16 protein-coding genes are annotated in these 13,976 nt (G+C 43.7%); 9 read left to right on the top strand and 7 right to left on the bottom strand.

Annotated features, from left to right (window positions below; all coding sequences use genetic code 11):
• Positions 1–39: 39 nt before the first annotated feature.
• Complete coding sequence (gene yjjG / locus R7O03_RS01655; RefSeq protein ID WP_132936964.1) at positions 40–714, bottom strand: pyrimidine 5'-nucleotidase; 675 nt, start codon at positions 712–714, stop codon at positions 40–42.
• A gap of 138 nt (positions 715–852) precedes the next feature.
• Here yjjG and R7O03_RS01660 point away from each other — a divergent pair, with 138 nt between their 5' ends.
• From R7O03_RS01660 to R7O03_RS01685, 6 genes are all read left to right on the top strand, one after another.
• Complete coding sequence (locus R7O03_RS01660) at positions 853–1,776, top strand: LysR family transcriptional regulator (protein WP_005374110.1); 924 nt, start codon at positions 853–855, stop codon at positions 1,774–1,776.
• A gap of 115 nt (positions 1,777–1,891) precedes the next feature.
• The gene (locus R7O03_RS01665; protein WP_005497913.1) at positions 1,892–2,206 is read left to right on the top strand and encodes a hypothetical protein; all 315 of its coding nucleotides are present in this window, start codon (positions 1,892–1,894) and stop codon (positions 2,204–2,206) included.
• 47 nt (positions 2,207–2,253) lie between these two features.
• Positions 2,254–2,940, top strand: coding sequence for a helix-turn-helix transcriptional regulator (locus tag R7O03_RS01670; protein ID WP_005497912.1), 687 nt, complete (start codon positions 2,254–2,256; stop codon positions 2,938–2,940).
• Positions 2,941–3,104: 164 nt separating this feature from the next.
• Positions 3,105–3,287, top strand: a complete 183-nt coding sequence (locus tag R7O03_RS01675) for a hypothetical protein (RefSeq protein ID WP_064369688.1) — start codon at positions 3,105–3,107, stop codon at positions 3,285–3,287.
• Positions 3,288–4,250: 963 nt separating this feature from the next.
• Complete coding sequence (locus R7O03_RS01680; RefSeq protein WP_244906255.1) at positions 4,251–5,195, top strand: glycine zipper family protein; 945 nt, start codon at positions 4,251–4,253, stop codon at positions 5,193–5,195.
• Positions 5,183–5,563 carry a hypothetical protein gene (locus R7O03_RS01685; RefSeq protein WP_005374128.1) on the top strand — a complete coding sequence of 127 codons (381 nt, stop codon included), beginning with the start codon at positions 5,183–5,185 and terminating at the stop codon, positions 5,561–5,563. The genes R7O03_RS01680 and R7O03_RS01685 overlap by 13 nt, the downstream gene beginning before the upstream one ends.
• A 90-nt stretch (positions 5,564–5,653) precedes the next feature.
• Here R7O03_RS01685 and R7O03_RS01690 read toward each other — a convergent pair whose 3' ends face one another.
• Both R7O03_RS01690 and R7O03_RS01695 read right to left on the bottom strand, forming a co-directional pair.
• Entirely contained in the window at positions 5,654–6,205 is a 552-nt protein-coding gene (locus tag R7O03_RS01690) for a sugar O-acetyltransferase (protein WP_193838039.1), read from the bottom strand.
• A gap of 129 nt (positions 6,206–6,334) precedes the next feature.
• On the bottom strand, positions 6,335–6,733 hold the full coding sequence (locus R7O03_RS01695) for an OsmC family protein (protein WP_005374132.1): 399 nt from the start codon (positions 6,731–6,733) through the stop codon (positions 6,335–6,337).
• A 202-nt stretch (positions 6,734–6,935) separates the two neighbouring features.
• Between R7O03_RS01695 and msrB the strand changes: the two genes are divergently transcribed.
• A complete protein-coding gene (gene msrB / locus R7O03_RS01700) occupies positions 6,936–8,078 on the top strand; it encodes a peptide-methionine (R)-S-oxide reductase MsrB (protein ID WP_005374134.1) in 1,143 nt (380 codons plus the stop codon).
• Between the two features lie 33 nt (positions 8,079–8,111).
• A complete protein-coding gene (locus tag R7O03_RS01705; RefSeq protein ID WP_005374142.1) occupies positions 8,112–8,258 on the top strand; it encodes a DUF2256 domain-containing protein in 147 nt (48 codons plus the stop codon).
• Between the two features lie 61 nt (positions 8,259–8,319).
• Here R7O03_RS01705 and R7O03_RS01710 read toward each other — a convergent pair whose 3' ends face one another.
• Genes R7O03_RS01710 through R7O03_RS01720 form a run of 3 tightly spaced genes read right to left on the bottom strand, consistent with a single transcriptional unit; the run spans position 8,320 to position 11,923 of the window.
• Positions 8,320–9,027, bottom strand: coding sequence for an SDR family oxidoreductase (locus tag R7O03_RS01710; protein WP_064354492.1), 708 nt, complete (start codon positions 9,025–9,027; stop codon positions 8,320–8,322).
• Positions 9,027–10,571: a cryptochrome/photolyase family protein gene (locus tag R7O03_RS01715; RefSeq protein WP_318131357.1), complete on the bottom strand. Its 1,545-nt coding sequence runs from the start codon at positions 10,569–10,571 to the stop codon at positions 9,027–9,029. Before R7O03_RS01715 ends, R7O03_RS01710 begins: the two co-directional genes overlap by 1 nt.
• Positions 10,571–11,923 (bottom strand): DASH family cryptochrome, encoded by a 1,353-nt coding sequence (locus R7O03_RS01720; RefSeq protein WP_318104192.1) that lies wholly within the window; start codon positions 11,921–11,923, stop codon positions 10,571–10,573. Before R7O03_RS01720 ends, R7O03_RS01715 begins: the two co-directional genes overlap by 1 nt.
• 349 nt (positions 11,924–12,272) lie before the next feature.
• Between R7O03_RS01720 and R7O03_RS01725 the strand changes: the two genes are divergently transcribed.
• Entirely contained in the window at positions 12,273–13,286 is a 1,014-nt protein-coding gene (locus R7O03_RS01725; protein ID WP_005374150.1) for a GGDEF domain-containing protein, read from the top strand.
• Positions 13,287–13,376: 90 nt separating this feature from the next.
• Here R7O03_RS01725 and R7O03_RS01730 read toward each other — a convergent pair whose 3' ends face one another.
• On the bottom strand, positions 13,377–13,955 hold the full coding sequence (locus R7O03_RS01730; protein ID WP_005374156.1) for a malate synthase: 579 nt from the start codon (positions 13,953–13,955) through the stop codon (positions 13,377–13,379).
• Positions 13,956–13,976: the final 21 nt, after the last annotated feature.

Consider the following 13,976-nt stretch of genomic DNA (forward strand, 5'->3'; position numbering starts at 1 on the left):
ATTTTTCTGAGGGTTACTGCGGAATAATACCCGATTCGGTTACGCCACCAAAATGTTCTTTAGTTCACTCAAAGACTCAACGGTGTAATTTGGTGCGATACGCTCATCGACGCTTGCGCCTGTGGTATTTAACCAGCAAGTTTCAATACCAAAGTTATTACCACCCAGAATATCGGAATGCAGGTTGTCACCCACCATAAGTACGCGCGTTTTGCATGGGTTGCCCATTTGCTGCATCGCGTATTCAAAAATACCGAAGTCCGGTTTTGCTACGCCCACTTGTTCAGAGATCACCACTTTATCGAAGTACTCAGTCATCCCTGTGCGCTCAAGGCGAATTGCTTGCAACTCTGTAAAACCGTTGGTGATGATGCCCATTTTAGCTTTGCCTTGCAGCGCTTCCATCAGCTCTTTTGCACCTGGCAACAAGCTGCAAATATCGGCCATTGCTTCTAAAAATGCGCTATTGAGGTCTGCTGTTGTGGTATTCAACTTCTCAGCCCACTCGGTAAAACGCTTATGTTTTAGCTCATCTGCCGTTACTTTGCCGTCTTGGTAATCCACCCAAAGCGGTTTGTTTACGGTTTGGTAATGAGCAAAATCTTGTTCAGTAAAATCTACGCCTTTGCGAGAAAACATAAGCTGCAAACCTTTGAAAGCATCAAAGTGGAATAAGGTTTCGTCAGCGTCAAACAGGATCCAATCGTACTTCATTTTCTTCTTCCCAAAATCAAGGTCGTAATACTGGTGCATAGTCTAGATTGTTTTCTTCTTGAAGATAATCTCTATAATTGGAAATTAATTGTATCCTTGTGCTCAACAATAAATGCTTCACGATAATAGGAGATTGAAGTGAACGCGATTGCCTCCCTGCCCGTTTTTGTTGCTGTTGTCGAATGCGGCAGCTTTTCCCTTGCGGCCAAACAGCTGAATCTGACGAAATCGGCGATCAGCAAACGCATCAACCAACTAGAAGACGATTTGGGCATTCGTCTCCTTAACCGAACTACGCGTAAGCTGAGCCTGACCGAAGCAGGAGAACGCTATTTTGAGTACGCCTCTCAAGCGCTCAACCTAGCCCAGCAAGGCGTAGACGCGGTATCGGAACTGCAAGGCTCTCCACAAGGTCGACTCAAAATTACCGTGCCGATGTCTTTCGGTGTACTGCATATCGCACCTTTGATCAGCGAGTTTCTCGCTCGTTACCCGAAAATTGAAGTGGATTTAAACCTCGAAGACAAAATGGTCGATTTGGTTAAAGACGGTTTTGATTTGGGGATCCGTATTGGTGAACTCACCTCTTCCAATCTAATCGCAAAACGTCTCGCCCCTTGTAAAAGTGTGCTTTGTGCCTCACCAGATTACTTAGAGGAGTTTGGAACACCACAAAAACCAAGTGATTTAGTCGGTCACAACTGCCTGCGCTACTCCTATTTCCGTGGCGGCGTCGAATGGATGTTCATCAACAACGGCAGCGAATACAAGGTACTTCCAAAAGGAAACTTTATCGTCAATAACAGCGAAGCCATTCGCCAGTTGCTGTTAAGAGGTTCGGGCATTGCGCAACTGCCAACATTTATTGCAGGAAGAGACTTTGCCGCAGGAAATCTAAAACCGGTGATGGAAGAGTACTCTCTACCAGAACACGCCATTTATGCGGTGTTCCCTGAGCGCAAGCACATGCCGTTGAAAGTAAGAGCCTTTATCGATTTTATCAGCGAAAAGCTCGGCACAGATTTACCTTACTGGGATCGTTACAATAGCCCAGAAAAATAACCATATTGATGATAAGTGAGTGAGATTTCACTACTGACACGTTCTGACATTCCATCCGCGTAACCTTATTTGGAACTCAACAGGCAATCCGCCAAAACCAATAAGGAATCACAATATGGAAACCGTTATCGAAACTGTGCAATTTCGTCTAACCGCAGGCACAACAGAGCAAGACGTGATCGCTGCTGCCAAACAGTCACAAACGTTTGTGAAGAATCTGCCGGGCTTTTTGTACCGATCGCTCAGTCACGAAGCGACGGACGATGTGTGGACAGACATCATTTACTGGCGTTCAATGGACGATGCAAAACAGGCGGGAAAACAGATTAAGCAAGCCGTTGAATTTCAGCCTCTGTTATCGATGATTGACTGCGAAAGCTTCGAGCTTAAACATCACAACTTAAAAATGTGCAGTGAGCTAGAGAAGTAATCAGCCACACTACCACTAACAACCAGTAGGTCTAGATAAGGAACATCATGAGCAAATCAGAACGACTGTTTGAGCTACTGACGCTTCTGCGCGCAAAGCGTTACGCCGTGACAGCGAAAGAGCTCGCAGAAAGAATGGAAGTTAGCGAACGTACGATTTATCGCGATATTCAGTCGTTGCTCAGTTCTGGTGTTCCTATTCAAGGTGAAGCAGGTGTTGGCTACCTGTTGCAAGCTGGCTCTCACCTGCCGCCTTTGATGTTCTCAGAAAAAGAGATGATGGCGCTTGAACTGGGTATGCGGATGGTTCGAGCCTGGTCGGATGCCGAACTCGCCGAAGCGTCTCACTCTGCGTCCACCAAAATACTTTCGGTATTGCCCGATAAGCTCAAACAACAAGTGGAAGATTGTCCGCTGATTGTGCCCGATTATCACACCCAATCCGAGACTGCCAAACGAGGGCAGCTTCTGCGCCACGCGATTGATCATCAGTTTAAGGTCAGTTTGGATTACCAAGATGAAAGCGGACAGGTGACCGAAAGAAAAATCCAACCGTTAGGCCAGTTCTTTTGGGGCAAAGTCTGGACGCTGGTCGCCTGGTGCGAATTGCGCGATGACTACCGTCAGTTTCGCCTCGACCGTATCCAAGCACTGCGTATGCACGATGAAGAGTTTCAGAGTGCGGAAACCAAATCTCTCAAACATTATATTGCGCAGTATGAATCGAAAGATTGAGTGTTCTTCATCCTTCCATCACAAGGATTCTAAATTGCTCTGCTCAATGCGCGATATTTGGAAAGGTACATTTGGTTAAACTAATGTTTCATTTTTAACAGATGCGCAACCAATCTAAGATCGTTAACTTAAGTAGCACGTCAACCACACCGGAGTGTGAAGCTATGAAAGTACTGATTCAATACACCCAAGCAGGGAAATATAGAGATCAAGCGTGGGAGTCTTTAACTCTTCGATCTAAAGGTGATATGCAGGCCGTTACCCCTTCTTATGCTGCCCAACTTATCGAACAAAGCAAAGCGATACTTGTGATGACAGAGGAGCAACAAATCGTTATTCATCCATAACCGACTATTAGCCTTGTTTAACCAACCTTTGTTAGTTGTGCAAGGCTTACATCTCGCCATTACACGTTATCAATTTTATACACGGCTAACTATATTTACATAAAAATCAATAAAATAGATCTTATTTTCGTTCTCGACACTCCTCCAAAACGCCCTTACATTCATAGATAAGATATAGGTTATCTGTTAGTCTCTTTATTTCTTCAGATAAGAATTAGGATAAAACCTTTGAAAAAGCATCGGTTTATTATAGGGATAGGTGCAATATGCAATTGATCTGGAACATTATTGGATACTTAATGTTCTCTGGTGTATTAGTTATTTTTTTCCAGACATTCTTTATAGGTATCATGCACCTTTTAATGCCAAAAGACATTGTCAATAGCTACTTTAAAGAACCTTATTTCAACACTTTCGAACTAGCTCTATTTACAGGTTGGCCTTACGCATTTTTCCGAACATTGATGTTTGTTCGTTTAATCGTTCAACCTAACTCAGGTGAAAAACGAAAGTTACCCGATGTATCCCAAGAGGTGCCTAGGTGGTACCGTCTATTATCCTTCATTTTAATATGGGTAATTATCATAAACTCTACAATGTTAGCACTTGTATTTTTTATCGCAGGTTTTTTATCATTAGCAAATCATGTATGACCTTAACCTATCCAATTAAGTCTAATGTCACACTTTAAATGCAAATAACATTAAGAATTTCACACAAATAATAAATACATCAGCTAATTTATGGCTTTTTAAAATGAAAGTCTAGAATGCAAAAAAAAATAAAATTTTTAAATATAGTTTCTTGTTAATATCTATACAAATAAATTATTAGCTAGAGGTGCTCTGTGTCGGGATCTTTTAAGTATAAAATAAAAATCATGATAGCTTATCATCTATTATATTAAACATGTATGGTGCTCCATATGGTAGCAAGGACTATCAGATAGTACTGACTCATATAATGACATTAAACAAGCATATTTCAGATCCTAACCGCATTAGAGCTGGCGATATCATTTGGTTATCAGCTCTACCCAAATCAAGCTCTCAACTTAAAACTCAAAGTAACAATGCGTTACCTCCTAAAAGTATCGCGAAGCTAGGGACCTACCCAGCGTCTAAACCTCAAATGCCCAGCTCTCCTCCCCATAAAGTTTTGCCTCCCAATCTTCTCAGCTACAATCAACCTCCAAAATCAATCTCAAATCAAGTTCCACCGCAACATGCTGACATGTTTTGGGCGTTGGCATGGTTAGAAAACAACGCCAATATGATTACTATTCCAGGAGGTACCTTGATGGGTGCTACAGGGAACTTGATGAGTAAAGGAAATATTAAGCTCATTGAGAACATCAACGACCTTTACGCAAACTATAAAAACGGAGTAATAAGTAAAGGACAATATGATGGTCGACGTAAAAAACATTTAGACCTACTAAAGAAAAATGTTGGCCCTATGGAAAAGCTGTTATTTGGCAACAAAACGACTCACCAGTCTATTCGCATAGCTCGAAGTGGAGGGTTACCTGCGAATGCTCATATAGTTAAACAAGCCGAAAAACTGAATAAAATAGCTCAAGCATCTAAAGTGGGCGGACATGTTTTAGTCGGTGTTGGTCTGACGGCTTCCTGCATTCAGATTGCGAATACACAAGACCAACATGAGAAGAATGAAATTTTTGTTGAGTCAATAACTAGCACAGCTGTAGGAATGGGTACCAGCGCGTTAGTCGGTCTATTTTTAGTATCAAACCCTATTGGCTGGGGGACTGCCATTGTACTCGCTGCCGGTTCAACGGCTGTAGGTTATGCATCCGGTAAAGTGGCAAAAAGCTTTTATAATTCAATTGAAAGCAAGCCAAACTTAGTCGCTAGTACTGGAATAGAGTCTATATGCAGCAAGTAATCACATTTCTTTTTTACACTTTAATGACGGGTGTGATTATTATTTTCTTACAAACCATTTTTATCGGTGTCATGCACTTTCTGATGCCGAAGGAGATTGTTGGAAACTATTTTAAAAAACCATATTTTAATGAATTTGAGCTTTCTTTATTCACAGGGTGGCCTTACGCATTTTTCCGAACATTGATGTTTGTTCGTTTAATCGTTCAACCTAGCTCAGGTGAAAAGCGAAAATTACCTAATATTTCTAGAGAAGTACCAAAATGGTATCGTTATTTGTCGATTCTATTACTAGGTATTATCATTGTTAACTCTGTTGTCGTTGCCCTGACTTTATCAATTGGTGCCGTTCTTTTAGCAATTGAGTGAGGAATTAACATTAAAATATAACGATGTACTCGACGAAGAGAGCTCAGTCTGAACTCTCTAATCGCCAGAGTTATTGCATACTAACCTCTACTATTCTTCGTTGAGACGGCGAATCAACTTAGCTGGCGTGCCTCCGTATAGACAATCTGGCTGCACATCATGGTTAACGACCGAGTTCGCCGCAATCACCGAGCGAGCGCCAACTGTTACACCTTGGTTGATGACGGAATTTCCGCCAATCCACACATCATCTTCAATCGTGATAGGTTTACAAAACGTTTCCCAACGTCGACGACTTCGGTAATCAACAGAATGAGAAGCGGTATAAAATTGCACGCTCGGTCCAATGAGCACGTGGTTCCCGATGGTAATTTTGGCACCATCGAGCATGACCACGTTCATGTTGATAAAGGTTTCTTCACCTATTTCGATGGTCTTACCAAATTCACAATGAAAAGGGGCCTGGACAATACAACGGCCTACCTTGCCAAATAGCTGCTTTTGCAATTCGTCGCGCTGACTTTCGTCGGTGTTATTATTGAGCGCTCTAAGTGCTTGAAGAGCATGGCTTCTAATGGCGTCAATTTCTTTGTCCATGCCATCAAAGACCTGGCCAGACATCATTTTTTCTAGTTCTGTCACTGGAAGACTCCTACAACCTGCAATTACTGCTTTCAGATTCTTCACAAGGTACGTGAACTGCGAAATAAAAAAAGAGAAAAGCCCGGACTTTTCTCTTTCCTGTTTTTATATTTTGTGGAGTCTGTCGGCTTACACAATTTCCCAGCTGTGGGTCATCTCAACACCTTCACCTAGCATTAAGCAAACCGAGCAGTATTTTTCTAGCGAGTCAGCCGCCACTTTTGCTACGACTTCTGGGTCAAGCTCGTCACCTGACACTTCAAAGTGGATATTCACTTGCGTAAAGATACGCGGCGCGGTTTCACGACGCTCTGTGGTTAGCTTGGCATTAACTGACGAAACCTTTTGGCCTGCTGTTTTCAAACCATCAACAACATCGACAGAGCTACAGCCACCAGCAGCCATTAGTACCATTTCCATTGGGCTTGGTGCGGTTGCACCACCATTGCCATCCATCACTACGGAGTGGCCCGACTGAGATTGCCCAAGGAATTTAAAATCTTCTATCCATTTAACTTCAGCTTGCATGATTTACCTCATTTAGCATCGCTTATTCAAGGCATCGTTGCCCTTACTAGCGGTGTGTTTCTTGTCGATACTTTAGCTCTATCGCATAAAAGGGCAACGGAATTTTCAACATTACTGTAATTTTTTCGCTCGGTTACCTTTCTCTATACGTAACACTTTTTATTTAAGTAACACTTTCTACAAAAATAACGATGAGGTAGCTATGAAGAATATGTCTAAGTTATTGGCCGGTTTCTCCTTCGCACTTCCAGTCTTGTTTCTACTATTGAGTAAAACAGGTACCGCCGATACGATGGATAAGCTGAAGGCTTCAGAGAATACAAGAATCGCAACGCTAGCTGGCGGTTGTTTCTGGTGTACAGAATCGGATTTAGAGCAACTGCCCGGCGTAATCGATGTTGTATCAGGTTATTCAGGTGGTCATATTGAAAACCCGACTTACCGCCAAGTCTCTTCTGGTAAATCTGGTCATATTGAAGTGATTGAGGTGAAGTACGATCCTGCTGTCGTGAACTACGAGCAAGTGCTGGACTACTTCTTCCGTCATATCGACCCTACCGACGATAAAGGTTCATTTGTTGACCGTGGTCCTCAATACCGTCCAGCGATCTTCTACCATAATGCGGAGCAAAAGCAGATTGCTAAGCAGTTTATGATGGAAATCGACAAGGCGATGATCTATCCAAAACCGTTGAAAACAGAGCTGATCGAGTTTGAAAAGTTTTACCCTGCGGAGTCGTACCATCAGGATTACTACAAGAAGAGTAGCTTGAAGTACAAATACTACCGCTACGCATCAGGTCGCGATAAATATCTCGACGAAGTATTTGGTGAAGATCGAAAAGAAAGTCCTAAAACACTTCGACAGTTGATTGAAGAAAAAAAGCTGCTTTCGAAAGTGAAAGCGTACAGTAAACCTGCTCAGTCTGAAATCAAATCAAACTTAACAGAGCTACAGTATTACGTGACGCAAGAAGAAGGCACGGAGCGTCCGTTTGATAATGAATACTGGGACAACAAAGAAGCGGGAATTTATGTGGATATTGTGACCGGTGAACCGCTATTTTCTTCTACTGATAAATACAAATCTGGCACAGGTTGGCCAAGCTTTACTCGACCAATTAACCCGGGTTACATCGTGGAGAAAACCGATTATAAACTGCTCTACCCTAGAACGGAGATCCGCAGTAAGTTTGGTGATTCACACCTAGGTCATGTGTTTAAAGATGGTCCGAAGCCGACGGGATTACGCTATTGTATGAACTCTGCTGCGATGAAATTTGTACCTGTGAACAAGATGGCGAGTTTAGGCTACGGCGATTACCTGTACCTATTTGATAAGTAGTTTTAACCAAATTAGGAGTGAACATTCAGCGCGATGAAAGGTTTTAAATCCAACCTTCCCATGAAAGTCTGTCCGGTCTGTCAGCGCCCATTTTCTTGGAGAAAGAAGTGGGCGCGAAATTGGGAGGAAATCGTTTACTGTTCTGAGCGTTGCCGAAGAAATAAATCAACGAAAACGTAGGTCACTCCGACCCTCTCTGGAGTATGTTATTCCCTTTGTATTAACGTTTGTACGCGTTCTCTTACCAAGGTAATAACGTCCCATCATAAGCCCAAAACGCCCCGCTATCTTGCGGAGTTGCTTTTTCTAACAAGCCTAATAAATCCTTTGCGACTCGCTCTGGTGTGAACAGCTTTCCCTCTGGCACATTGGTTTGAAAAGGTGCCGACAAAGCGGTGTCTGTAGTACCTGGGTGAAGTGACAGCACCGTGCCATGTTTGACCATTCTTTGCCATTCGATCGACATGGTTTTGAGGAACATGTTTAATGCGGCTTTCGATGCTCGATAGCTGTACCAACCACCTAACTGATTATCGCTAATGCTGCCAACTTTGGCTGAAATGGTCGCAAACTTAGGTGCAGTACTGCATTTTAGCTTGGGAGTGAAGTATTTTGCCAACAGTAAACTTGGCAAAGTATTGACCGTGATGGTTTGCTGAAAGAAGTCTGCGTCGAGCGAGCTAAGATTCTTCTCAGGACCTTTCTCTTGGGTGTGCAACATACCAACACAGTTCACCAACCAATCGACGTGTTCAATCTGCTCACTGAACGCTTTTACCTGCTCGTCTTGCGATACATCCACTTGATGCCAAACGACATTTGGGTGTTGCCAATCTGGTTGCTGCTTACGATAAGTGGCATGCACGCGCGCTTGAGGGAACCGAGCTGCGGCTTCTCTCACCACTGCCAAACCAATTCCACCATTGCCACCGACGATGAGTATTTCCATCACAAGTTCTCCACGTTTTCTATGTAGTGCTCTGCGGTATCAATAATCGCTTGGCGTTGCTGTTCTTCCATGTTGTCCCAAGAGCGGAAAATCATCCCGATTCGTGGATTGGCTGCGAGGCGCTTGTCGTGCTTGTTCATAAAGCGCCAATAAAGGCTGTTAAACGGACACGATCCTTCCCCACTCCTCGCCTTATTGTCGTAATGGCAACCCTTACAGTAGTCGCTCATTTTGTTGATGTAAGAACCACTCGCCGCGTAAGGTTTGGTGCCAACAATGCCGCCATCCGCAAACAATGCCATGCCACGTGTGTTCGGCATTTCGACCCATTCAATCGCATCAACATAGATACCGAGATACCACTCATCCACTTGATCTGGGTCGATCTCGGTTAGCAAGCAAAAGTTACCAGTGACCATCAAACGTTGGATGTGGTGTGCGTAGGCATAATCGAGGGACTGCTCAATCGCATTGCGCATACAGGCCATTTTGGTTTCGCCACTCCAAAAGAAGTTTGGCAGCTTTCTTTCTGCGCCCAGCTCGTTCTTTTTCGGGTAATTAGGCATGTTCGCCCAATAGACGCCTCGAATGTACTCTCGCCATCCTAAGATTTGGCGAATAAACCCTTCGACTTGAGAAATGTCGATGTCTGCGTTGGAATGAAATGCCTTGAGTGAAGCATCAATGACTTCTCTCGGGTGCAGTAATTTGCTGTTAAGCGAGAATGAAATTCGGCTGTGATACAAGCTCCACTTAGCGTCGTGCTGGCCTGTCATGGCATCTTGAAAACGTCCGAATAACGGCAGACAGACTTGGCAGAAATGCGCGAGTAAAGAGAGGCTTTGCGCGCGATTAATCGGCCACAACAAGTCCCCTTCGAGATTTCCGATGGTTTTGATGTCATGTCGTGCCAGCCGCTCAATAATGCCGTGGATGTCAGTACTGAACATCAAAGGTTGTGGCAGTTGTTCAATGTCTTTGGCTTTGAGCTTGTTACGATTATTGGCATCGTAATTCCATTTTCCGCCGACGGGCTTTCCGTCTTGCATCAAGATGTCGAAGCGCTTGCGCATACGGCGGTAAAAGTGCTCCATCATGATGTGTTTACCTTGAGGAAACTGCGATTCTATTTCCTCAAACGGCAACAAAAAATGTTCCGAGTCGACACAACGCGTCACGACCCCATCAAGCTTTAGTTTGGCTAACTGCTCCAGAAGACGGTATTCATCCGGGCGTTGATATTCAAACTTACTTGCACCAACTTCACTCGCGTAGTGTTGCAAGACTTGCTCAAGATCGTCGAAGGATTGTGTGTCATCCAACGTGAGATGCAGAACTTGATGACCTTCACTCTGACGCTCTTTCGCAAACTGTTCCATTGCAGAAAAGAACGCACACACTTTCTGAATATGATGCGTGACGTAAGTATTCTCTTGCTTGAGCTCCGCAATCAGGTAAAGCACTTGCTCATCCGGTTGCTGAAACCAAGAGTGCTCACTGTTAAGTTGATCGCCCAAGATCAATCGTACGGTTTCAAATTGCATTACGGTTTCTCCGATGACGAAGCTTTGTCACTGCTGCCCATCACAATCGGCCAATCGACCATGTCTACACTATCCAAATGCGCGCCAGGACAACGACCTTGCCACCTATCAATGAACTCCATGTGCGGGTCGTACATTTCGGTTTGCTTTTCGAGGTTGAATTGTCGTGAACCACGCGGATCAGCACCAACGCCTGCTAAGTATTGCCAATTTCCCCAGTTTGATGCCACATCGTAATCGACCAGTTGTGACTCAAAGTACGCCGCGCCATAACGCCAATCGAGGCCAAGCTCATGCACCAAACAACTGGCAACTAACTGCCTGCCACGATTCGACATATAACCCGTTTCATTAAGTTGGTGCATGCATGCATTCACGATAGGAAATGGCGTTTCACCTTTCTTCCATTGTTGAAAACGGTGCGCGTAAAAGCTGGTGAGTGGTGCTCGATTTTGGATGCCACCGAATCGGAAGAGCTGTCGCTTGTGTCGACGGGCATACCAATAAAAGTATTCACGCCAAAGCAGTTCGAAGTAAATCCAGTAGGTTGAATCATTTGCACCATTCTCCGCTTCATAACGTTTCAACATGGCATAAATAGTTTTCGGAGAAACGCACCCATGAGCTAGCCAAGGAGAGAACTTGGTGGAGTAATCCATGCCATCTAAACCATTGCGTGTTTGTTTGTATTCACTGGCTAGTGTGGAAGCAAAATACTGGCGACAATGTTCAAGCCCGCGGCTTTCTCCACCATGAAACGCAGCTTTTGTGTCAAAGTAATATGCAGTAACGGAAGGAAGATTCACACCTAAAGGAATTGGAGGTAACGAACGTATACTCTCGTGGGGCCGAGAGATGTCTAAACCTTCAACTTGCTTTCTAAACTGCGTGAAAGTCGTAGGCAGTTTGCTCAAGTCAAATGGCAGTTGCTCTTCCCTTAACAGGGTCCGGATTGCGTGCTGTTTTATTTTTACATGAGACGCGCCTTCAACTGCGCGATCTAACGCTTGTTGCTCATCCGAACCGGGAAAGGCGTCAGCATATATATGTGTGACGCCGAAGCGATTAACAGCATACTTGATTGCTTGATCGGGCGTCAGTTCAACTGCCCACAATCGCTGACCAAGGTGATTCAAAGATTGATTGAGTTCACTAAGCGATGAATCGAGAAACTGCAATTTCGCGCGCCCGAAAGAGGCTTCCTGCGCAAAGTGATGCAAGTAAGGCGTCATTGAAGGGTAGCAATACAAGCAAATTAACTCGTCCATTTCTACACTGGCGCTTTTCAACAGTGGGTTGTCGTGCAATCGCAAGTCGTTCGTGAACCAATAAAGTCCTATTTTCTTTTTCAATTCGCACCCTCAGATGTTAATTCTTCGTCTACGAGTTCTTTTCACGGAGACCCTGACGTTAAGCCTTTTGATTTACTTGCTTTTATACGAAAACGAGAGTTTGACGATCATTAGGTTACTAACGTTCACACGGAATCCATTTGCTGGATATCTCAAAACACGCAATACCACCAAACGCCTGTACATGTTTCATACTGATATTTTATAAAATTTGAATCCACCGGTATTGATCACGATCTTAATCACTCATTTTCTATATAAACCATGCAAAAGTGATAAAAATTAAAGCGACATTAGTTAATATCCGTTAATCTAAGCCCAATCCCATTTTGCTAGTACCATCGCAGAAATGACCGACGAGTTTAAGAAATCAACCGCTAATTTAAAAAAAGCGGTCCCACTGATGATCAAAAACCATGTTGCTGCCACGCCAGCCAACTACGCGCTTTGGTATACCTACGTTGACAAGACCATTCCAGAACTCAACTTTGAGCTAGACACGGTGTTAGAAAACTACGGTATTTGCCCGCCAGCAACCAATAAACAGCTTTACAACAACTATGTGGCCAGCAAAGCAGAAACCAGCCTTGAAGATCTTAGAACCAATGTAGAAGTTCTGCTACATGAAGTATCCAGTTCAATGAGCGATACGATTTCAGATACTTCCTCCTTTTCTGAGATGGTAGACAAAAGCTTTAATAAACTGGAAAAAGTTGAGGACAATAGCCTAAGCATTGAAGAAGTGATGGTGGTGATTCGTCAACTTGTCGCAGAGTCACACGAAATTCGTCACTCAACAAAGTTTTTGAATAGCCAATTGACCAACGCGAGTGAAGAAATTTCTCGCCTCAAAAACCAACTGGCTGAAGTACAGCAAGATGCGTTGTTCGATGGTTTGTCAAACCTATACAACCGCCGAGCATTTGACAAAGATCTCTCTTCACTTATTGCATCAAATCAGGCAATGACCTTAATCATGCTTGATATCGATCATTTCAAATCATTTAACGATAATTACGGGCACCTTTTTGGCGATACAGTATTAAAAGCCATTGCCCGCCGGCTACAACAAAGCTGTCGAGATGGGATATGTGCGTACCGTTTTGGTGGTGAAGAATTCGCGTTAATTGTACCTAACAAATCTCTGCGAATTGCTCGCCAATATGCAGACACACTACGCCGGATGATAGAAAAACTACGTATCAGAGATAAGCGCTCAGGCACACAAGTTCACAGCATTACCGCTTCTTTTGGGGTAGCAGAATTTGAGCCGGGTGATACGCCTGAAGCCTTAATCAATAAAGCCGATAAACAGCTTTATGAAGCAAAACAACTCGGTCGTAACCGCGTGATGCCAATTTAAATAAACTGGCTAAGCGAAAACGACTTTTACGATGAAAAAGAAAACCCCGCGCTGTAAAGTGCGGGGTTTTTGTATCCAATCATGAGTATCTTAATCGACGCTGTAACAGTAACTTAGAATGTAGTCGTCACCATTTTTTGCGGTATATTCTTTATCTTCACTGCATGCCATCGGCTTACCTTTTTTGTCGCCTTTGATTAGACTTATCCAATGGCGCATCGCGGTTGGTGCATTGCCAGTTAGTTCAGGATGAAACGTCGTGCGAGTTTCTAATTGAATATCGTCAATGTCCACTAATTCCACGCAACCAGTGCCTTTGTGACAGCCAAACAGCACTTCTACATGATTGCCCGAATCATCTTTAAACAAAATCGACTTTGGATCTTCCTTTTCACCAGTGTACGCAACAAAATGTTTCGGGCTTTTCAGGCCGCTATGCGTACCGTCTTTGAAGTAAGCCAATACATGGCGATAATCAATTACGTAACTTGATACGTCTTGGTGCGACCCGTTCTCCAATGGGAACATGCGGTCAAGCAGTTGCTTCGCTTTTACTTGTTTCTCACTCTGCTGCTCAGCACTTACCGCTTCGACGGCAAATACGGCTTCAGCGATAAATGGGCGTTGTTGTTGTTGCATCTCTTTTTTATCGAAGTTCAGCATATTCATCGTCATATCCTCGCACTTAAA

The organism is Vibrio sp. Vb2960, from assembly GCF_033337665.1.
Classification (GTDB): Bacteria; Pseudomonadota; Gammaproteobacteria; order Enterobacterales; family Vibrionaceae; genus Vibrio; species Vibrio alginolyticus.

Excerpts from the sequence above, each read along its gene's own strand:
- R7O03_RS01670 (WP_005497912.1), top strand. The coding sequence starts at position 2,254 with ATGAGCAAATCAGAACGACTGTTTGAGCTACTGACGCTTCTGCGCGCA.
- R7O03_RS01685 (WP_005374128.1), top strand. The coding sequence starts at position 5,183 with ATGCAGCAAGTAATCACATTTCTTTTTTACACTTTAATGACGGGTGTG.
- R7O03_RS01715 (WP_318131357.1), bottom strand. The coding sequence starts at position 10,571 with ATGCAATTTGAAACCGTACGATTGATCTTGGGCGATCAACTTAACAGT.
- R7O03_RS01725 (WP_005374150.1), top strand. The coding sequence starts at position 12,273 with ATGACCGACGAGTTTAAGAAATCAACCGCTAATTTAAAAAAAGCGGTC.
- yjjG (WP_132936964.1), bottom strand. The coding sequence starts at position 714 with ATGAAGTACGATTGGATCCTGTTTGACGCTGACGAAACCTTATTCCAC.
- R7O03_RS01705 (WP_005374142.1), top strand. The coding sequence starts at position 8,112 with ATGAAAGGTTTTAAATCCAACCTTCCCATGAAAGTCTGTCCGGTCTGT.
- R7O03_RS01695 (WP_005374132.1), bottom strand. The coding sequence starts at position 6,733 with ATGCAAGCTGAAGTTAAATGGATAGAAGATTTTAAATTCCTTGGGCAA.
- R7O03_RS01665 (WP_005497913.1), top strand. The coding sequence starts at position 1,892 with ATGGAAACCGTTATCGAAACTGTGCAATTTCGTCTAACCGCAGGCACA.
- R7O03_RS01675 (WP_064369688.1), top strand. The coding sequence starts at position 3,105 with ATGAAAGTACTGATTCAATACACCCAAGCAGGGAAATATAGAGATCAA.
- R7O03_RS01710 (WP_064354492.1), bottom strand. The coding sequence starts at position 9,027 with ATGGAAATACTCATCGTCGGTGGCAATGGTGGAATTGGTTTGGCAGTG.
- R7O03_RS01730 (WP_005374156.1), bottom strand. The coding sequence starts at position 13,955 with ATGAATATGCTGAACTTCGATAAAAAAGAGATGCAACAACAACAACGC.
- R7O03_RS01680 (WP_244906255.1), top strand. The coding sequence starts at position 4,251 with ATGACATTAAACAAGCATATTTCAGATCCTAACCGCATTAGAGCTGGC.
- msrB (WP_005374134.1), top strand. The coding sequence starts at position 6,936 with ATGAAGAATATGTCTAAGTTATTGGCCGGTTTCTCCTTCGCACTTCCA.